This is a genomic window from Wolbachia endosymbiont of Ctenocephalides felis wCfeT (genome assembly GCF_012277295.1).
GTDB lineage: Bacteria > Pseudomonadota > Alphaproteobacteria > Rickettsiales > Anaplasmataceae > Wolbachia.
The window spans coordinates 664,121-684,547 of record NZ_CP051156.1 but is presented as its reverse complement, the minus strand read 5'-3'; the positions used below and the strand labels follow the sequence as shown (position 1 = coordinate 684,547).

General features: G+C 35.3%; 17 protein-coding genes, 1 tRNA gene and 3 pseudogenes. 16 read left to right on the top strand and 5 right to left on the bottom strand.

The features are described 5' to 3' along the window. Positions 1 to 13 precede the first annotated feature (13 nt). Both HF197_RS03330 and HF197_RS03325 read left to right on the top strand, forming a co-directional pair. Positions 14 to 493: a hypothetical protein gene (locus HF197_RS03330; RefSeq protein ID WP_168464269.1), complete on the top strand. Its 480-nt coding sequence runs from the start codon at positions 14 to 16 to the stop codon at positions 491 to 493. 111 nt (positions 494 to 604) lie between these two features. Beyond that, positions 605 to 1,624 (top strand): substrate-binding domain-containing protein, encoded by a 1,020-nt coding sequence (locus HF197_RS03325; RefSeq protein ID WP_168464268.1) that lies wholly within the window; start codon positions 605 to 607, stop codon positions 1,622 to 1,624. On the opposite strand, the gene HF197_RS03320 is transcribed toward HF197_RS03325, so the two are convergent. Together HF197_RS03320 and HF197_RS03315 are read right to left on the bottom strand one after the other, a co-directional pair. After that, a complete protein-coding gene (locus tag HF197_RS03320) occupies positions 1,614 to 2,012 on the bottom strand; it encodes a TrbC/VirB2 family protein (protein ID WP_168464267.1) in 399 nt (132 codons plus the stop codon). The genes HF197_RS03325 and HF197_RS03320 overlap by 11 nt on opposite strands. Before the next feature lie 143 nt (positions 2,013 to 2,155). Then, positions 2,156 to 2,497: a TrbC/VirB2 family protein gene (locus HF197_RS03315; protein ID WP_168464266.1), complete on the bottom strand. Its 342-nt coding sequence runs from the start codon at positions 2,495 to 2,497 to the stop codon at positions 2,156 to 2,158. Between the two features lie 155 nt (positions 2,498 to 2,652). Here HF197_RS03315 and tnpC (HF197_RS03310) point away from each other — a divergent pair. From tnpC (HF197_RS03310) to HF197_RS03300, 3 genes and pseudogenes are all read left to right on the top strand, one after another. Further along, positions 2,653 to 4,013, top strand: a pseudogene (gene tnpC / locus HF197_RS03310) (IS66 family transposase). Further along, positions 3,959 to 4,465: a hypothetical protein gene (locus HF197_RS03305; protein WP_168464265.1), complete on the top strand. Its 507-nt coding sequence runs from the start codon at positions 3,959 to 3,961 to the stop codon at positions 4,463 to 4,465. The pseudogene tnpC (HF197_RS03310) and the gene HF197_RS03305 overlap by 55 nt, the downstream one beginning before the upstream one ends. 64 nt (positions 4,466 to 4,529) lie before the next feature. After that, positions 4,530 to 6,026, top strand: coding sequence for a type II secretion system protein GspD (locus HF197_RS03300; protein ID WP_168464264.1), 1,497 nt, complete (start codon positions 4,530 to 4,532; stop codon positions 6,024 to 6,026). Here the strand turns inward: HF197_RS03300 and HF197_RS03295 are convergent. Further along, a complete protein-coding gene (locus HF197_RS03295; protein WP_168464263.1) occupies positions 6,023 to 7,171 on the bottom strand; it encodes a porin in 1,149 nt (382 codons plus the stop codon). The genes HF197_RS03300 and HF197_RS03295 overlap by 4 nt on opposite strands. A 177-nt stretch (positions 7,172 to 7,348) precedes the next feature. On the opposite strand from HF197_RS03295, the gene HF197_RS03290 reads away from it, so the two are divergent. The 4 genes and pseudogenes from HF197_RS03290 to tnpC (HF197_RS03275) all read left to right on the top strand — a co-directional run bounded on the left by HF197_RS03290 (position 7,349) and on the right by tnpC (HF197_RS03275) (position 11,406). Continuing rightward, positions 7,349 to 8,407, top strand: coding sequence for a hypothetical protein (locus tag HF197_RS03290; RefSeq protein WP_168464262.1), 1,059 nt, complete (start codon positions 7,349 to 7,351; stop codon positions 8,405 to 8,407). A gap of 81 nt (positions 8,408 to 8,488) precedes the next feature. Next, positions 8,489 to 8,950 carry a single-stranded DNA-binding protein gene (gene ssb / locus HF197_RS03285; protein ID WP_168464261.1) on the top strand — a complete coding sequence of 154 codons (462 nt, stop codon included), beginning with the start codon at positions 8,489 to 8,491 and terminating at the stop codon, positions 8,948 to 8,950. 9 nt (positions 8,951 to 8,959) lie between these two features. Further along, positions 8,960 to 9,826 carry a 4-hydroxy-tetrahydrodipicolinate synthase gene (dapA, locus tag HF197_RS03280; RefSeq protein WP_168464882.1) on the top strand — a complete coding sequence of 289 codons (867 nt, stop codon included), beginning with the start codon at positions 8,960 to 8,962 and terminating at the stop codon, positions 9,824 to 9,826. A 219-nt stretch (positions 9,827 to 10,045) separates the two neighbouring features. Beyond that, positions 10,046 to 11,406: pseudogene (gene tnpC / locus HF197_RS03275) on the top strand (IS66 family transposase). Here tnpC (HF197_RS03275) and ribD read toward each other — a convergent pair. Together ribD and HF197_RS03265 are read right to left on the bottom strand one after the other, a co-directional pair. Further along, positions 11,386 to 12,570: a bifunctional diaminohydroxyphosphoribosylaminopyrimidine deaminase/5-amino-6-(5-phosphoribosylamino)uracil reductase RibD gene (gene ribD / locus HF197_RS03270; RefSeq protein WP_168464260.1), complete on the bottom strand. Its 1,185-nt coding sequence runs from the start codon at positions 12,568 to 12,570 to the stop codon at positions 11,386 to 11,388. The pseudogene tnpC (HF197_RS03275) and the gene ribD overlap by 21 nt on opposite strands. Beyond that, positions 12,570 to 13,772, bottom strand: a complete 1,203-nt coding sequence (locus tag HF197_RS03265) for a deoxyguanosinetriphosphate triphosphohydrolase (RefSeq protein ID WP_168464259.1) — start codon at positions 13,770 to 13,772, stop codon at positions 12,570 to 12,572. Before HF197_RS03265 ends, ribD begins: the two co-directional genes overlap by 1 nt. Positions 13,773 to 13,822: 50 nt before the next feature. On the opposite strand from HF197_RS03265, the gene HF197_RS03260 reads away from it, so the two are divergent. From HF197_RS03260 to tnpC (HF197_RS03230), 7 genes and pseudogenes are all read left to right on the top strand, one after another. Next, on the top strand, positions 13,823 to 14,284 hold the full coding sequence (locus HF197_RS03260; RefSeq protein ID WP_168464258.1) for a HesB/IscA family protein: 462 nt from the start codon (positions 13,823 to 13,825) through the stop codon (positions 14,282 to 14,284). Between the two features lie 249 nt (positions 14,285 to 14,533). Further along, positions 14,534 to 15,277: an ankyrin repeat domain-containing protein gene (locus tag HF197_RS03255; RefSeq protein WP_168464257.1), complete on the top strand. Its 744-nt coding sequence runs from the start codon at positions 14,534 to 14,536 to the stop codon at positions 15,275 to 15,277. A gap of 162 nt (positions 15,278 to 15,439) precedes the next feature. Continuing rightward, positions 15,440 to 16,336, top strand: a complete 897-nt coding sequence (locus HF197_RS03250) for a class I fructose-bisphosphate aldolase (protein ID WP_168464881.1) — start codon at positions 15,440 to 15,442, stop codon at positions 16,334 to 16,336. A gap of 4 nt (positions 16,337 to 16,340) precedes the next feature. Continuing rightward, positions 16,341 to 16,412 (top strand) — tRNA-Cys (locus HF197_RS03245). 154 nt (positions 16,413 to 16,566) lie between these two features. Then, positions 16,567 to 17,349 (top strand): hypothetical protein, encoded by a 783-nt coding sequence (locus HF197_RS03240; protein WP_246168592.1) that lies wholly within the window; start codon positions 16,567 to 16,569, stop codon positions 17,347 to 17,349. Between the two features lie 137 nt (positions 17,350 to 17,486). Then, on the top strand, positions 17,487 to 18,908 hold the full coding sequence (gene icd / locus HF197_RS03235; protein ID WP_168464255.1) for an isocitrate dehydrogenase: 1,422 nt from the start codon (positions 17,487 to 17,489) through the stop codon (positions 18,906 to 18,908). Between the two features lie 123 nt (positions 18,909 to 19,031). After that, a pseudogene (gene tnpC / locus HF197_RS03230) lies at positions 19,032 to 20,392 on the top strand (IS66 family transposase). Positions 20,393 to 20,427 lie beyond the last annotated feature (35 nt).

Below are 20,427 nucleotides of genomic sequence, written 5' to 3'. Positions count from 1 at the left end.
AGAAGTGGAAAAAATGCAAACAAAAGATGGGGAATTATATGAGTTTTTAGATGCAATTGATGTGATTCAGGTTTGGGAAGAAAATGCAAATATATATAGCAGGCTGGAAAATACAGAATACTTAAAAGAGCAATATCCATTGTATGCTGATGTTTTAATCAATAAAGCTTGCGAAATTAAAAAAAGTATATTTTTACATAATCATGAGCCATTAATTAACTTTTTGTTGTCACATTATAGAAATGATTTTGAAGTTATGACATTTAGCGTAATAAAAAACTTTTTTGAAGCTCATAGAGATGATTTTAGGAAAGAACTTGGAGATAGAGAGATAACTCTGAAAAATTTTGTAGATTTGGAAGATATTAAAAAGAAGCATATTCCTGCACTGAAAGTGCTGACATTTTTAGAAGTTGTAAAAAATATTAACACTATTATTGACAATTCAAGTATTGAACAGGCTCAGTGTTCGGAGTCAAGGTACGACTGTTAGCACATTTGGATAGAGTTTATTTAGCTGTGATTATCTTTTCCTGAGAAAAAATTTAAGGCTTTTCAGTTTAATTTTTTGTTATAATAATTAAGTTTATTCTTAAATCTAGTAATGCTTAGAAAATTCCTACTGATTTTCATATTTGCAGTGTTTGTGCCGCTATCAAATGCTGATGCCAGAAAGCACATCAGAATTGTTGGTTCTTCAACTGTTTTTCCTTTTGTTTCGTTTATAGCTGAGGAATTTAGTCGTGTGTTTTCTTTTAAAACTCCAGTTGTGGAATCAATAGGAAGTGGATCAGGATTTAAAATGTTTTGCTCTGGAGTGGGTGAGGGTACGCCAGATATTACCACTTCATCTCGTCCGATAAAGGAGGTGGAGAGAGAATTATGTAAAAGAAATGGTATTAATGACATAATAGAAATTATTATTGGTTATGATGGGGTGGTGATTGCGAATTCAAATCAAAGCCATAGGTTTGATTTTACAAAAAAAGATATATTTGAAACTTTGTCTGCATATTCCATAGAGAATGATAAATTGATAAAGAATAGCAAAAATTTTTGGTCAGAGGTGAATCAAGCCTTACCAAAGGCAGAAATTGAAATTTATGGTCCATATCAAAACACCGGCACATATGAAACTTTGATCAAATCTGTGATGCTTGACCAATATTCCTGCATGAGCTCAAGAATTTTCAAAGAAACTTATCCAGATCAAGAAGAAAGAAAAAAAGCATGTAGCAACATCAGGGATGATGGAAGATATATAGAAGTGGGAATTAACGAAAACATAATAATACAAAAATTAAAAAGTAATAAAAATGCTCTAGGAATATTTAGTTTTAGTTTTTTAATGAGAAATCAGGATAAGATACAAGGGAGCACAATTGCAGGAATTGAGCCAACTTATGAAAATATATCATCAGGAAAATACATATTAGCAAGACCTCTATACCTTTACATAAAGAAAGAGCACTTAGATACTATTGAAGGATTAATGGAGTTTATTAAGGAAGTTGTAGAGTCCATTAACACTGAAAGTGGGTACCTGTTTAGGTTAGGTCTAATCCCACTTTCAAGTGAAGATATAAAGAACGTTTCAGCAAAGGTTCGTTCGATTATGAATTAGAAGAAGGATTGAGGATTTGACCACCAGCGTTATTGCTACCACCACTGCTACTACCACCACCACCGATATTAGCCTTACCGTTAAACACGCCATTATCACAAGATGCACTGTTCGGTGATATTGCCTTTACAATTGTGGGGGCACCAAAAAATACAGCAGTAAATACTCCCAATGCAAATAGTGCTGGCCAAGGCATTCTGCTAAATATTGCAAGCAAAGCTGCGCCAATTATTACCACTGTAATCATTGGTCCACCTAATGATTGTACATATTTTACAATTTGGCATATTGTGTTTTCTGTTGTGGGTTCATTAACACTGTTATTATTAGCAGCAACATCAAACGCAAAGGAGAAAATTAAGACCAAAAGCAAAAGAAAATTTTTCATCACACCTCCAATAATTTCATGCAGGATTATCGCTCATTGTGATGAATTTTATGTAAATACTAAAAATATAATAATTATACTAACTTTACTAATTTATTAGTTAAAAGAGATCAACAGAAGGTGATCTCTTTTAGGTTATTTTATTATGTCTTATCAGTAGTAGCAGGCTTTAAGTATGAACACGTTACACCTCCTTTTGGCATTACTCTTGAAATGACTGCGGAGGCACCAAAAAACACAGCAACGAATGCGCCCAACGCGAACAGTGCCGGCCAAGGCATTCTGCCAAATATTGCAAGCAAAGCTGCACCAATTAGTACTATCGTTATTATTGGTCCACCCAGGTCTTGAATGTATGTTATTATCTTACATATTGTGCCAAATGTTGCATCATTCTCATAAATACTTTTTTTATCAGCAGTACTAGCAGTAGCATCAAATGCAACTGAGAAAATTAAAGCTATCAGTAAAAGAATTTTTTTCATTGTTATGCTCCCATAATTTTTATTTTGGTTAAATTATTCACTATTGTGGTTAAGGTTAAGTAAATATTAAAAATATGTATCCATTCAGCCGGGCGGTAAAATAAAGAGTAGACAAGGAATGCTAAAAAGGTAAACTAGAGTGGCTGTGAGGTAATATGGTTGATCTTTTAGAATTTTGCGAAAGTTTAAGCAGACTATAGAAAAGTTAGAAACAAAAATAGAAGAGCTTAAAGCAGAAAATAAAGCGCTAAGGATCGAAAACGCTGAGTTAAAAGAAAGGCTTGGCTTAAGTTCAAAAAATTCATCTATACCAAGCTCCAAAGAATTATATAAGATGAGGGAAAATAAGCCAAAAAGTGACAGGAAAGTAGGAGCACAGGTTGGACATAAAGGCAGTTACCGCCCTAAAATGGAGGCAGATGAGATGGTAAAAATAGAACTGCCCAATACGTGTGAGTGCGGAGGAGAAATTGCGGTATCAAAAGATCCGTATACTCATCAAAAGGTCGATTTGCCGGAAATCAAGCCGTATGTAGTTGAATATCAACTAGAGCATGGACGTTGCAAAAGATGTGGAAAAAGAAAAAGTAGCAAGCTACAAGAAGGAGTAACTGCGGACACATTTGGTCCAAGAGTTAAGTCAGTAATTGCAGCATTAAGTGGATTTTACAAGAATTCGAAAAAAGAAGTGGCAAATATTATAAAGGACATTTTCAACCTGGATATCAGCGTCGGTAGTGTATCAAATAGCGAGGCTAGAGTGGCAGAAAAATGCCAAGAAGCATATGAGCAAATTGAGGAAGAGGTAAGCAAGAGCAAAATTTTACATATCGATGAAACTAGCCATTACAACAAAGGTAAACAGGGCTGGTGCTGGATGTTTGCGAGCAAAATAGGAAGTGTGATCAAATTGACAGAGTCAAGAGGGATGAAAGTCCTGGAAAATAGTAAATTTGGAAAGAATAACAACCTAGTAGTGACCGACAGATATGCAGCTTACAACTACTTTTCCAGCAAGAAAAGGCAGGTCTGTTGGGCACATTTAGCAAGAGATTTTGAAAGGTTGTCTCATAGTTGGAATAGCGAAGTGAAAGTTTTGGGGTATTATTTAAGGAATGTTGCTACTGAATTATTTGCATTGAAAAAAGCTCTGTTAAAGGATGAAATAGACACATTAAGGTTCATAAGAAGAGCAAGAAAATTACGCAAGCGAACGAGATATTACTTAAAGAATATATCAAATTTACCCGAGGCAATTGGAGCGTCTCGAGTAGCAAAAAATATCATGAAATCGGATCTGATGATGTGGAAATTTTTGGACGATCCAGAAAATATTCCACTGACAAACAACTATGCTGAGCGACAGATTCGGCATTACGTTGTTTACCGAAAAGTTTCATATTTTACACAATCGAAACGGGGAAATATGTTTCTTGAGAGGATAATTTCATTGTACTTGACTTGGAGGCAAAAGAAGTTAAATCCTTTTCAAAACCTACTGGCTATTGCTTCTTAAGCCATACACCTGAATGGATACAAGGTAACACTCCCTTACAATTAGCAACGCGAAGTACCCCTGAAATAGTAAAATGCTTTATAAAGCATACAAAAGAGCAGTACAATAAAGACTATCTATATTACCTACAATTAACTGGCTCAATATGTTTAGCAGGTATAATAACTTGTGCGTTCCTTTTTCCCGGCATTTCATCGATCATGATGTTACTTTTTTGGGCTATTATACTTGCATCTTGCATCAACAAATGGATAAATGTGGCATCACGTTATTGGCAAATGGAATGCAATTTGAAGGAAATTGTAGATGAAAAAGCTGTAGTAAAAGAGGTGGAGTTTGAAGAATGTGAAGAGAAAGCAGACGGTAATCAGAATCTACCTAACTGCAAGCTAGAAAGCGTAGCAATAGAGAGTATACATCAACGACAACCAGTGCTAGTAGGCTCTGACTAGTAAATTCAATACATTTTTAATTTTTTTATACAAGTCTATAAAGATATATTTATATGCTGCTTTGATGGCTATCTTTAAATATTTAATAATCCTTTTCATTGTTTCTTGTACCCATCTTCCCATCAAGCAGCATAAGAAAAGCTTCTCTAGTTTCGATAACGAGAATCATTACCACGATGTAAGCAAGCACCACGGTTATTTAATGCAGTATAAACCTATTGCGAAAGAGGATGAGCCACCAGTGCCAGAAGTTATTCCTCTGCCAATAATACTTCCAGATATTACAGCTAGTAATCAGGTCATTTCTATCAATGTCAGTGAAGAAGTGCCAGTAAAGGAGCTATTGATGGAAATTGGAAAACTATCTGACATTAATCTCGACATAGATCCAGAAATATCAGGGAGTATTATTTTAAAGCTTAGAGATAAAAATATAAATGAGGCTATCCAAAATATAGCTGACAGCGCTAAATTGCGTTGTTCAGTCAGTAATGGCGTCATTAGAGTGGAGCAGGATTTACCATATTCGAAAAACTATTACGTAGACTTTATTAATGTTCAGCACTCTGCTCAAAGTAGTTTTGTTATTAATAATAATATTACTAGTGACGGTGAGAGTGATGACTCTAATAATGTCATGAAATCTCAATATGTCAGTGATTTATGGACTTCATTAGAAAAGGGCTTGAATACAATAATGGATGTTAATGGAGTAGATGATGGTGAATTTATGTCATCAAGCAGAGAAACTGGTGTTATCATTTTAAATGCTAGGAAAGGTGTCCATAAAGCTGTTGAAGAGTATATTAACCAAGCTAAAAGATTAGCATCATCTCAAGTGATGATAGAAGCAAAGATAGTTGAAGTTATATTGGATGACAAATACATTTCTGGTATGAATTTAAGTGATTTACATAATAGCGGAGATATCAATGAAGAAATGAATTTTGGTGTAGGAAATTTAACAGATTTAATAAAAAATTTAGATAAATTTGGCACTTCTACAGTAGTATCAAGCCCTAGAGTGCACGCTGTAAATAATCAGCAAGCAATGATTTCATTTGTTAAAAATCATGTTTATTTCACTTCTGAGGTACAAAAAGATGCTGAAAATTCCAATCACATTTTAATTACAAAGATGAATAGTGTACCAATAGGCATTGTGTTAATAATTCATCCTAGCATTAACCTTGATACTAATGAAATCTTCATGAACGTACACCCAACTTTGTCAAGGATCAGCAGTTACACTCAAGATCCGGGGATAGAATATATTTCACAGCAGAGTGGAGCAACATTAAATAGCGATATTCCAATTGTTGAAATCAGAGAGATGAACTCCATGTTAAAAATTAAGAATGGCGAAATCATGGTAATTGGTGGGCTTATAGAGCACAGGGAAGATAAACAAAGTTTATCGCACCATAAGTCACAAGAATTAGCAGATAATACTCGAACAGTAGAAACTGTTATTTTCCTGAAGGCTACAATCGTGCCAACATTTGGCTTGCTGGACAGTAAAGATAAAGGTTTGTATGCGCTAAGCAACCAACTATTCTAATCAAAACTTAACTTTAATCCAGCCAGCAGCACATAGCCAGAGTTGTTGTTTATCACTTTAGGTTCTTTAGTGTTAAATTTTACAATATCAAAATAGTATGAAGTGCCGATAGCAAGCGGATATTCAAGACTTATGGCATATGAAGTCAATTCATTTTTACCCGCACCGGCAATTTCTCTACCGCTATTAAAATATGTTAAACTAAATTTACGAGAATCAAAATGATAACCAACACCTGCATTTACGTAGTATGTGTTATTTGTTTCAGGATCAAATCTCTGGCCTGATTTACCACCATTGCCACATGAGAAAATACCACTTAGGCTAAAGAATTTTACGTTTACACCAAAATTCCAGTGCATTAACTGATTATGACATTGGATATTGGCAGGATCTTCATTTTCGCAATCACTAAAATTTTCTCTTGCAAACTCACCAGTTACAGCAGTGGTAAAATTTATGTCATCAGACAGGCTACCATTGTATGAGAGCCCTGCAGCGATGAGATTACTATACTGCAAATTATTTTCACCTGGTAGGTAGCTCAATCCTAATTTAAAATTGTAAAACTCAGGAGAAATATAACTCATTGTCGCATTTGCCTTCAGCCCATTATAATTACTGTAAATGTTGGGCTTTACCCAAAAAACCCTATCTCTATCATACCCTCCTCCATCAACTCTTTTATATTCACCACGCAAATTTGCGTAATTTGCCCAATTCCCATTCACTCCACCTGCTGCTGCATAAATTTTCGAAGTGTTAATTAACATACTCTGACTGACTAAATCTCTCCTGCCAAACTCAATAGAGCCAAGTCCTTGATTTTTAATGATGAAATATCCCTCCTTTAGCTTTATTTTTTCTGCGTTAAATTCTTTTATGTCGGAAAGTTCAACTTTAACATTAAATCCCATCTGAGTGCTTGTATACACACGCTGCAGATAAAGGAGGCGCAAGTCTGAAGAACTTGAGGTCTTATCGTGAGGTTTATCATCGAAAGACTCCCCTTCAAATGAATAGCCAAATTTTAAGTCTACTTTCCCATCTAACTCTGCATAAACTCTTTCCTTATCTAAAATTACTCTAGCATCAGCATAGTTTTGCAAGAACAATAATGCTACTAAGCCGTGTTTTAACTTCATAAAATATTTAAATGAAAAACTTAAGCTTAAGCTCAAAAGAATAACTTTCCAAGAAATGGTTTAGTCGTTGTATATAAAAATTATTAATTTCAATATTAATTATACTAAAATATTAATTGATTTCTTATATAACTTATGTTATTATTGAGTTAGGATAATTATTTAAGGAGGTGGACAATGCCTGACATGTTTTCAGATATAGCTGCAAATGCTGCTATGGATACTAAATACAGAAAAACAATACAATTTGTTATTTTGCCTACGTTGCTTGTTACCACAGTAGCATTAGTCACTACATATTTCATTTTTCCTTTATCGAGAGACCTGCTTATTCCATTGTTGGCTGTACTCATACCATCTGCTCTTGTAGCTTTGGGTTATTGCATTCTTACGATTAGGAATAAGGAAATATCTTCTACAGATGAAGTCTCTCGTCTTACTAATATAAATGAATACAAACAAGTAAAACACTATCAAGAACTCATCAGATCCTTACTAGAGAACGAGGATGAGGTAAGAAGCACTATAAAAGATAAATTCCTTGATAAGCTTGTTGAACTTTGCTATACAAATCGTGATGATGCTTACAAGCGTGCATTGCACATAAAAGAAATTGACGAGATTGCTTCTTCAATAAATAATCAAATTATAATAGAAATAAAGAATCAAAAACTTTTAGATTATTTTGACCAGTTTTTTACTTTTACTGCGTTGAGCAGCGACGGGAGTGTAGCAAAGCTGATCAATTTTGCAATACTATGCAAATCCTTAGAGAAGGCAAGAAGCGCTACAAGAGATAAATTTTGTAAAGATTCTTTTAAACTTTGCTTTGATGACTCTGAAGCTCACAAGATTGTGTTATGCATAGAAGAAATTGACGAGATTGCTTCTACAATAAAGAATAAAGAACTTCTAGAATGTTTCGACCAGTTTTTTACTTTTACTGAGTTGAGTGACGACGATAGCAGAATAAAACTGATCAATTTTGCAAGAGTATGTAAAGACATAGATGAAAATAAAAAGGCACTCACCACCGCACAACAAGTTCATTTAGCTAAGCAGTTTAAATTATACCCTGATGGACCTGCTGGGGGAGTATTTACACCGGCAAATCTTGTGAGTTGTGTTACAATGGCATCTCCTGTGTTTGATATGGTATATTCTACAGCATCACAAATTAAAAATTATTTTACAAACGATTCAGGAGCCAGTAGAGGGCTTTATTTTGGTCATTGAAAATGAAACTGTAACTGCTAAAGAAAATTTGACATGAAGGATTTCATATAGGACAATAAGAAATTATTCAGAGCGTCAGTTATGTCCAGTGGAAGTGTAAATAAGGTTATATTAATTGGAAATTTAGGGAAAGATCCTGAAATTAGAACCACACAAAATGGGAAGGAAATGGCAAGTTTTTCAATTGCAACATCCGAAAGTTGGACTGACAAGCTCTCTGGTATGCGCTCCGAAAAGACAGAGTGGCATAATATTGTGGTTTTTAGTGAAGGATTAGTAAGAGTAGTTAAAGATTTTGCCCGCAAAGGCAGCAAAGTTTATGTTGAGGGCTCTTTAAGAACAAGAAAATGGACTGATCAAAATGGCAATGAAAGATATACAACAGAAGTAGTACTACAAAATTTTAATCATAATCTTACTTTGCTTGACTCACGCAACAACTCTACTGAAAAACCAAATGAAACAGAGCAAAAAAGTAATTATGAAAACTTTAGTAATGATATTAAGGAAGAGTCGTTGATTGATGATGAAATACCATTTTAATCTTTGAAGTTGAAGTCATCTACAACATTCTTGTGGACTGCGTGCGTTACACCCTTTAGTGAAGACGGGAGCAGGGTAGACTATAAAAGCTTGCAGCATTTGCTTACTATGCAAGAAAAAGCTAAAAACGGTGTGTTGCTCCTTGGTAGCACTGGCGAGAGTCTCTCGCTTACTGATTCTGAAAAACGTAAAATAGTAGAATTTGTATGTAATCTAAAATTAAACACAAAAATTATGGTCGGTGTGCCAGGAGTAAATCTTGCTCAGGCATTAGAATGGCTGGATTTTTGCCAAGATATGCCAATCGACAGCTATCTCATGACAACACCAATTTACACAAAACCTGGAGTCATTGGGCAAACTTTGTGGTTTGAAAAGCTACTTGAGAAAACACATGTGCCAGCCATGCTCTATAATATTCCATCAAGAGCTGGAGTAAATCTACACTCCAAAACAGTACACAATTTATCTGGCCACGAAAAATTTTGGGCCATTAAAGACTCAAGTGGCACTACTCAGATGCTCATTGAGTATAAAAAAGCTGCTTCAAACGTTGAGGTATTCTGTGGCGACGATGATATGATACCCTATATGGCCATCAACGGTGCAGCAGGACTTGTCTCTGTCGCTGCTAACATTTGGCCATGTGAAGTTCATACGTATGTAAAAAAATGCCTAAATGGTGAAAATCCACCAACACATAACTGGTTGAAAGCTTGCAAAGCGCTTTTTACTGCTAGCAATCCAATACCAACCAAAGCGCTGTTACACAACATGAAGCTCATAGAATACAAAACTGTCCGTCTACCCCTCAGCGTCAAAGATTTATCCCATCATTTGGAAATGCCTGTGTTGGATCTGGATTATCACACATAGTCGGATTTCCTTTATATGAAAATTTTTCACACACAAGTAAAGAAACAATAAGGAAAGCAACAAGTATAGGTGCCCATCCCGCAAGATTATTTGTGGCAAGTAATGCTATCCCTGGTACTGCTAGAATAGCTGCTACACAAGTATCCATTCAGCCGGGCGGTAAAATAAAGAGTAGACAAGGAATGCTAAAAAGGTAAACTAGAGTGGCTGTGAGGTAATATGGTTGATCTTTTAGAATTTTGCGAAAGTTTAAGCAGACTATAGAAAAGTTAGAAACAAAAATAGAAGAGCTTAAAGCAGAAAATAAAGCGCTAAGGATCGAAAACGCTGAGTTAAAAGAAAGGCTTGGCTTAAGTTCAAAAAATTCATCTATACCAAGCTCCAAAGAATTATATAAGATGAGGGAAAATAAGCCAAAAAGTGACAGGAAAGTAGGAGCACAGGTTGGACATAAAGGCAGTTACCGCCCTAAAATGGAGGCAGATGAGATGGTAAAAATAGAACTGCCCAATACGTGTGAGTGCGGAGGAGAAATTGCGGTATCAAAAGATCCGTATACTCATCAAAAGGTCGATTTGCCGGAAATCAAGCCGTATGTAGTTGAATATCAACTAGAGCATGGACGTTGCAAAAGATGTGGAAAAAGAAAAAGTAGCAAGCTACAAGAAGGAGTAACTGCGGACACATTTGGTCCAAGAGTTAAGTCAGTAATTACAGCATTAAGTGGATTTTACAAGAATTCGAAAAAAGAAGTGGCAAATATTATAAAGGACATTTTCAACCTGGATATCAGCGTCGGTAGTGTATCAAATAGCGAGGCTAGAGTGGCAGAAAAATGCCAAGAAGCATATGAGCAAATTGAGGAAGAGGTAAGCAAGAGCAAAATTTTACATATCGATGAAACTAGCCATTACAACAAAGGTAAACAGGGCTGGTGCTGGATGTTTGCGAGCAAAATAGGAAGTGTGATCAAATTGACAGAGTCAAGAGGGATGAAAGTCCTGGAAAATAGTAAATTTGGAAAGAATAACAACCTAGTAGTGACCGACAGATATGCAGCTTACAACTACTTTTCCAGCAAGAAAAGGCAGGTCTGTTGGGCACATTTAGCAAGAGATTTTGAAAGGTTGTCTCATAGTTGGAATAGCGAAGTGAAAGTTTTGGGGTATTATTTAAGGAATGTTGCTACTGAATTATTTGCATTGAAAAAAGCTCTGTTAAAGGATGAAATAGACACATTAAGGTTCATAAGAAGAGCAAGAAAATTACGCAAGCGAACGAGATATTACTTAAAGAATATATCAAATTTACCCGAGGCAATTGGAGCGTCTCGAGTAGCAAAAAATATCATGAAATCGGATCTGATGATGTGGAAATTTTTGGACGATCCAGAAAATATTCCACTGACAAACAACTATGCTGAGCGACAGATTCGGCATTACGTTGTTTACCGAAAAGTTTCATATTTTACACAATCGAAACGGGGAAATATGTTTCTTGAGAGGATAATTTCATTGTACTTGACTTGGAGGCAAAAGAAGTTAAATCCTTTTCAAAACCTACTGGCTATTGCTTCTTAAGTCATACACCTGAATGGATACCTTGTTAACTCTATCCCACACTTCAACCATATCTTCGCTGAAATCCATTATTTTTGCCTTTTTAAATTGATAGCATTTATCAATAGATTGAATCCCCAAATCCCCTATAAATGGTGTGGCATCGTTACCTAAAATCTTACCACTGCGGCAGATTATCAATCTATCAATTAAGTTAAATTTTAGCAGCTCTGTAATTAACACCCCTCCGCCCTCAACTAATAACCTTGTTATGCAAACTTCTGAGGCAAGTTTTGATGCCATATCTTTGAGGCAGATTTTGTCATTATTTGGTTCTTTTCGGTCTGATGTCATTCGAGTGGCTGACTCTGAGATGGCAGGATGTTTGTTATTTGAATTAACCATCAAGTAGTTAATATTCTTTATCTTTTTTTCTATTTCTTTATTTGTAATTACCCAAGTTGTCACTTTATCAGCAGTCTTTACAATATTATGTTCTTCTTTCAATCTTCCTTGGCTATCTATTATGAGCCTTATTGGTGATCTATCTCCAAGCCCTGGTAACCTACAGGTTAAAAGTGGATTATCATTAATAAGAGTGTTACTACCTATCATAATCGCATCGTATTGCGATCTCAGCTTATGTATCCAATTCCTTGTATCTTCACCTGTTATCCATTTGCTATCACCAGTATATGTTGCAATTTTCCCGTCAAGCGTTGTTGCAATTTTGCAAGTAATAAATGGCCTGTTTAGCTTTTTTGTATAGAAAAAACCGATATTCAATGCTTCTGCTTCTTTTTGCATTATTCCTTGCTTGATTTCAATTCCAGCCTCTTTCAAAGCTTTTATACCACCACCTGAAACCCTAGAATCTGGATCAGTAGTTGCAACTACTACTCTTTTTATTCCAGCTTCAATGATTACTTCAGTGCATGGCCCTGTAACTCCATGATGACAACATGGCTCAAGAGTTACATACATAGTTGCACCTTGAGCTTTCTCTTTTGCGTTTTGTAATGCAACGACTTCTGCATGTGGTCGTCCGCCGATGCCGGTGTATCCTTCACCAACTACTGTGCCATCTTTTTCGATAACACATCCAACAGCAGGATTTGGTGCAACATTTCCAAGATTTTTCTCTGCAAGCTTTAGTGCAATTGACATGAAATAATCATCTGTCATCAGAAGGAAGTCATTTCATATGAGGTATCAAAAATTCTTCTGTGTTCTTGTATTGCAAATCTATCTGTCATACCAGATATGTAGTCACATATTACCATAGAGCGCTGAGATTTGTCGTGAGCAAGATCGCCCCATTCTGTTGGTAGTAGCCCTGGATTATCATAAAAACATTGAAAAAGTTCTTTCACAATACGTTTAGCTTTACTCATCGTGCGATTAAGTTGATAGCTTCTATATATTTTTTGTATGTTGAATTTCTTCATTTCTTGTGTGGCATCTGCAACTTGAGGTGAAAATGTGACCAACATTCTGTCTAGCTTTCTTACATCCTCTACATTATTTATGTTAAGATTTTTAATATCTTGTTCAACTTGAGAGATAACGTCTCTCACCATAACACCTGTTGTTCTACTCAGTGATTCATGTATGAGTTTACTTTGAGGTAAATTTTTATACTTATTGTCTACTTCCTTGAATATATCTCCGATTAAAGGAACTTTCAGCAAATCTTCAATTGTTACCAGATTTGCCCTTAATGCATCATCAAGATCGTGCACACTGTAAGCAATATCATCAGCGATTGAAGCTACTTGCGCTTCTATGCTTGAGAATTCTTCAAGTTTTAAATCGTATTTTTCATTATACCCCAGCAATAATTCATTATTCGCGGGAGATTTAGCGTATTTTCCAAGTAACGGTCCATTATGTTTTGCAATTCCTTCAACTACTTCCCAACTCAAGTTCATACCATCAAAATCGGCATGCTTTTGCTCAAGATAGGTTACAATTCTTATAGCCTGAACGTTATGATCGAATTCGTACTTTTCACTATCGACATTTAAATCTTGAACTGACTTTTTTAAAGCATCTTCACCTGCATGGCCAAATGGAGGGTGACCGATATCATGTGCAAGTGCTATGCATTCAGTAATATCTTCATCTAAGCTAAGTCTGCGTGCAATAGATCTTGCAATTTGTGCAACTTCAAGACTATGAGTCAGTCGAGTGCGATAATAATCGTGCTCATAATTTATAAAAACTTGTGTTTTATATTCTAACTTTCTAAATGCATTAGAGTGAATGATTCGGTCTCTATCACGTTGAAAACAACTGCGATCTTCATCTTCCTGTTCTTTGAAGTATCTTCCTTTTGTTTTATTGGAAAAACACGCATAATTTAATAGAAAATTATTGTTTGGCATGTAGAATTTCTACTATTATAATAAATTATCAATAATAAACGGTGGTTACTATGTCAACAAATTACAACATTAACTTAACTGATAATGCATTGAAAAAGATACACTCTCTTGTTGAACAAGAAGGGGATAAAAACTCAGTTTTACGCATAGCAGTTTCAGGTGGTGGGTGTTCTGGTTTTAAATACAACTTCCTTATGGATCAAATAAATAAGGGTATCTCTATGATCGATGATGATGACGAAGATGATGAAGATTATGATAGTTCAGAAGACGATGAAGATATCGAAGAAGATGAAGACTATAGAGTTCAGTCTAGCTTCAGTGAAAAAAAGAAGGATATAGTAATTAACGATGAGAATGGGAATCCTGTTCTTATGGTTGATAATTGTTCAGCAAAGTTTTTAAATAACTCAGTAATAGATTATACTGAAAATTTGAGCGGTTCTGGGTTTCAAATAAAAAATTCTCTTGCTAAATCTCAGTGTGGGTGCGGTAATAGCTTTTCAGTTTAACTGAGATATAAACACACAATTTTCTACAGCTTTTAAAAAAACTAATTTTTTAATTAGGTCTTTGGTTAATTACAAGATATCCACTCCAAAATAAGAAGCTGCTTTCGCTCTGTTGCCAACAGATATGCATTTTCCGTATTTTTCCCAAACTACATTACCAGAGCCAGTACCTATGCTAAAAGAGGCGTATTAATAAAAAATACACCTCAAGATGATATCATAATTATAGTGAGTTTTTATAGAGGGGTTATGAGTATCACAAGTAAGTTTATAATTAAAGCTGCAGAAAATAACAAAACAAAGGTTGTAAAACGGTCTATTAAACTTCAGAAAAAGTTATCTGACTCATTTGATATAGGACAAATACGTGATAAAGACGGTAATACAACTTTGCATTATGCTGCAAGAAACTCCAATCACGAAATGGTAAAATTATTGATAAAATACGGAGTTGACGTTAATACGAAAAATCGGCACGGACAAACAGCTTTGACTTTTGCTATAGGTAATTTCCTTACAGGAAAGAATGTATTTAATTATTATAAGCGGAGTCCATCTTTAATTGATGACCCTAATAATCAATTTAGGGATGGAGATGCTATATTTACTATCTATTTACTATTAATAGCAGGAACAGAATATAATAAGGCGGAATTCAATGTATTATTAGGAATCATGAAATCCTATGAAGATAGGGGTAAGTATGTATATTACTGTGAAGAAATAAAGAAAGTCTTATATGCTAAAACTCCAATCAGCTTTGATAAGACTCAGAAAAATGTTGGCAACAATAACAATGTATATGACGTTCCAGAAAATTGCACTTCAGAGAACATCTATGAGGAAATAGATGATAGTATAGGTAATGGTAACACAAAGCACAGCATTTGCGATGAATCATATGATTCTGGCATTGAATCTGGTGAAGACACTCCAGATTCTAAGATGTCTAAAAATTCTACGAAGTCTATCGCTAATATAGAAAAATTATAATGTTATCTAGTGATTTTAATGATGGGCACAATCATGTGCATAATTTTTATCAAATCTTTAGTAGTCTATGGTTTTGCCCTAATTTTGAAGTGAAAAAGTCTTGTACTTAGCTTTATCTTTGCTACAATTCATAACTTAGATTTAATTTGAGTTGTAGTGATAATAAGCGATAAAGTAAAGCAAATCCTCAGTTGTTATGAAAGTGAAAACCCTGGGGTAAGGGCTAATCTTACTCGTATTTTAATGCATGGAAAGCTTGGAGGTACCGGCAAACTGGTAGTTCTTCCTGTTGATCAAGGATTTGAACACGGACCAATTAAAAGTTTTGAAATCAACCCTGATGCCTATGATCCACATTATCATTTTCAGTTAGCAGCTGATTCGGGAGTAAGTGCATATGCTGCTCCCCTTGGTATGATTGAGGCTGGTGCTTCCACTTATGCTGGAGTTCTTCCACTTATTTTAAAACTCAATAGCTCCAACTCTTTGCATGCAAAAGATCTTACTTCTGATCAGGCAATAACTGCTTCTGTGAAAGATGCGCTGAGTTTGGGTTGCGCGGCTGTTGGATTTACTATATATCCTGGTTCTGCTAAGTGTTTTGACATGATGGAAGAAGCTCGTGAAATTATAGCCGAAGCTAAATCCTATGGATTGGCAGTAGTGCTATGGTCCTATCCTCGTGGTGAAGGAATTTCCAAAAAAGGAGAAACAGCTGTTGATGTTATTGCTTACGCCGCTCACATTGCAGCTTTACTTGGTGCTAATATAATAAAAGTAAAGCTTCCAGCTCAGCATTTGGAGAAAGAAAAAATAGAGGCAGGAAATATTAATTCATTATCTAAGAGAATCGAATATATTAAAAAATCTTGCTTTGCGGGAAAAAGAATAGTAGTTTTTTCTGGTGGAGAGTCGAAAGCAGTGGATGACATATATAATGAAGCGAAAGAAATAAAGCAAGGTGGTGGAAATGGCTCAATCATTGGGCGTAATACTTTTCAACGGAAGAAAGCAGATGCTTTATCTATGCTAGAAGCTATCATGGATATATATGCGTAAGAATGGCTGGGTGGCAGAATGGCTTATGCGGAGGACTGCAAATCCTTTTATACCGGTTCAATTCCGGTCCCGGCCTCTTTGTTGTTTCGATTAAAAAGGATAAAATTTTTAATGAATTTTTAGAAAAATAAAGTATAATACTTATAATATCATCAGTATATATCATGTTGAAAAGATTCTTATTATTAATTAGTTTACCATTCTTACTTACCAGCTGTGGCTTTTACTATTTGCTAAATGACTCATATACTCACCTTGCGCTAGAAAAGTATGGTAAATCTGATAAAAAGCCTGTTTACATTGAGACGGCTTATGATGCACATGCTATGTATAAGGAGTTATTTAGCGGTGGTTTTCTTATAGTAGGTAAATCATCACTTACAGCTGAGCAGGGAAGTGCTAGTGACTATATTGATTACGGAAAGGGGATTGGAGCAGACATAGTAATTGCATCTTTTCAGAATAAGCAAAGGGTTAAGGAGTATATCAAAAGAAAAGTGCCAGGTGAGGAGAGTATAACTATACATAAGCAAGACAATATCAAAAAAGAAATTGAAAGCAAAACAATAACTGTGCAAAAAGATAAGGATGTATATATTCCTTACTCAGTAACGCATTTTGATCAAGAAGTGCTTTTCCTTAGAAGAATAGGGAATGCAAAAGCTCCATGGGAATATGTAAAAGAGGATTTCACACTTAATCAAAATGACAGCAAAGATCCATATTTAGGTAGCTGGAGAATTTCTAGAACATGTGAAGCTGAAATATATGCCACAAAAAATGAATACTTAGGGTTTGTCAATAATTGCAGAGAGAGATCTAAAATAAATAAAGTGCTTTCTTGGGAAGATGGGGATATAAAATTGCGTATGAACAAGCAATCTAAGCAGGGATTTTATTTAGATCAAGACAAGATTCCTGTGCTGGTCAAGTTTCAAATTAACAAGTCTGGCTGTCTTGAATTAATAGATGGCAACACCGGTAAGGTTATAGCTTTTTTCGAAACCAGCTAAAGGCAATTAAATAAAGATTTTCAGAGATGCAAAGAGGTAAGCGGTAAAAACTTAATTCTAAATTGGGACCGTACATCTAAAACTTGCGCCACTGCTTTATTTCAACTAACATCAAGTTAGTTATAGTTAGGGAAGTTATGTCAACACCAATTACGGTTGCATATGGTGATGGTATCGGGCCAGAAATTATGGAGGCGGTGCTATCAGTATTGCGCGAAGCGGAAGCAAATATTTCAGTGGATATCATTGAGATTGGGGAGCGTATTTATAATAAGGAATGGTCTCATGGAATTTCTCCAAATGGTTGGGAATCTATTCAAAGAACAAAAATATTGCTGAAATCTCCAACCACCACTCCGCAAGGTAAAGGACATAAAAGCTTAAATGTAGCACTGAGGAAAAATTTGGGGTTATATGCAAACATCAGGCCATGCATTTCATACAACCCAATTATAGAAAATAAATTCGATAAATTTGATGTTGTAGTAATACGTGAAAATGAAGAGGATGTTTATACTGGAATAGAGCATAGATTAACCGGAGATTCCTATCAGTGCACAAAAATTATTACCAGATCTGGCTCGGAGAAAATATGCAGGTATGCTTTTGAGTATGCAAAGAAACACAACAGAAAGAAAGTAACTTGCCTGACTAAAGATAATATCATGAAAATGACTGATGGCACTTTCCATGCAGCGTTTGATCATGTGGCAAAAAATTATTCGGGTATAAAAGCAGAGCATTACATAGTTGATATTGGTATGGCAAAAGTTGCTACAGAGCCAGAGAATTTTGATGTTATAGTTACTGAAAATTTATATGGGGATATACTGTCAGACATTGTCGCACAAACTTCAGGTTCTGTTGGATTGGCTGGAAGTAGCAATATTGGTAATGAATATGCAATGTTTGAAGCAGTTCATGGTTCTGCTCCTGATATTGCAGGAAGAAATATAGCCAATCCTTCTGGCCTTTTGAATGCTGCAGTGCACATGTTGATCTATATAGGTCATGCGAAAACCGCAAAATTGATTTACGATGCTTGGCTAAAGACATTGGAAGATGGGGTACACACTGCTGATTTGTATAAAGAAGGAAAAAGTAAACAAAAAGTTGGCACTCAGAAATTTGCAGAAGCTGTTATAAATAACCTAGGAAAAAAACCGAAAGTGTTATCTGAGCTTTTAACTAGTAAAGATAGCAAAATTAGTCAAGCCCGAAGTGACTACAAGCAAGATTATAAGGTTAAAAAGTTAGTCGGTAGCGATATCACTCTAGCTTGGGATAAGTCGGCTGCTTTAGATCAAATAACACAGCTGTTTGCATCACATAATTTAAAAATTATTGTAATATACGCAAAAGGTCTAGCAATTTGGCCGGGAAGTTCAAATTTTTTGAGTGATCAAATAACTTGCAGATTTATTAAGAATGATGAAAAGCAAGTTGTTACAAATAGCGATATTATTAATATACTAACCAAATTTGAAGAGAATAACTTTAATGTGGTAAAAATGGATAATTTGTATTTATATGATGGTAAGGAAGGGTTTTTTTCTTGAAAAACATGATATAGCTTTCACAGGACTTGAAAGCTATAAACGGAGTATCCATTCAGCCGGGCGGTAAAATAAAGAGTAGACAAGGAATGCTAAAAAGGTAAACTAGAGTGGCTGTGAGGTAATATGGTTGATCTTTTAGAATTTTGCGAAAGTTTAAGCAGACTATAGAAAAGTTAGAAACAAAAATAGAAGAGCTTAAAGCAGAAAATAAAGCGCTAAGGATCGAAAACGCTGAGTTAAAAGAAAGGCTTGGCTTAAGTTCAAAAAATTCATCTATACCAAGCTCCAAAGAATTATATAAGATGAGGGAAAATAAGCCAAAAAGTGACAGGAAAGTAGGAGCACAGGTTGGACATAAAGGCAGTTACCGCCCTAAAATGGAGGCAGATGAGATGGTAAAAATAGAACTGCCCAATACGTGTGAGTGCGGAGGAGAAATTGCGGTATCAAAAGATCCGTATACTCATCAAAAGGTCGATTTGCCGGAAATCAAGCCGTATGTAGTTGAATATCAACTAGAGCATGGACGTTGCAAAAGATGTGGAAAAAGAAAAAGTAGCAAGCTACAAGAAGGAGTAACTGCGGACACATTTGGTCCAAGAGTTAAGTCAGTAATTGCAGCATTAAGTGGATTTTACAAGAATTCGAAAAAAGAAGTGGCAAATATTATAAAGGACATTTTCAACCTGGATATCAGCGTCGGTAGTGTATCAAATAGTGAGGCTAGAGTGGCAGAAAAATGCCAAGAAGCATATGAGCAAATTGAGGAAGAGGTAAGCAAGAGCAAAATTTTACATATCGATGAAACTAGCCATTACAACAAAGGTAAACAGGGCTGGTGCTGGATGTTTGCGAGCAAAATAGGAAGTGTGATCAAATTGACAGAGTCAAGAGGGATGAAAGTCCTGGAAAATAGTAAATTTGGAAAGAATAACAACCTAGTAGTGACCGACAGATATGCAGCTTACAACTACTTTTCCAGCAAGAAAAGGCAGGTCTGTTGGGCACATTTAGCAAGAGATTTTGAAAGGTTGTCTCATAGTTGGAATAGCGAAGTGAAAGTTTTGGGGTATTATTTAAGGAATGTTGCTACTGAATTATTTGCATTGAAAAAAGCTCTGTTAAAGGATGAAATAGACACATTAAGGTTCATAAGAAGAGCAAGAAAATTATGCAAGCGAACGAGATATTACTTAAAGAATATATCAAATTTACCCGAGGCAATTGGAGCGTCTCGAGTAGCAAAAAATATCATGAAATCGGATCTGATGATGTGGAAATTTTTGGACGATCCAGAAAATATTCCACTGACAAACAACTATGCTGAGCGACAGATTCGGCATTACGTTGTTTACCGAAAAGTTTCATATTTTACACAATCGAAACGGGGAAATATGTTTCTTGAGAGGATAATTTCATTGTACTTGACTTGGAGGCAAAAGAAGTTAAATCCTTTTCAAAACCTACTGGCTATTGCTTCTTAAGCCATACACCTGAATGGATACGCTTTTTGGCTGGG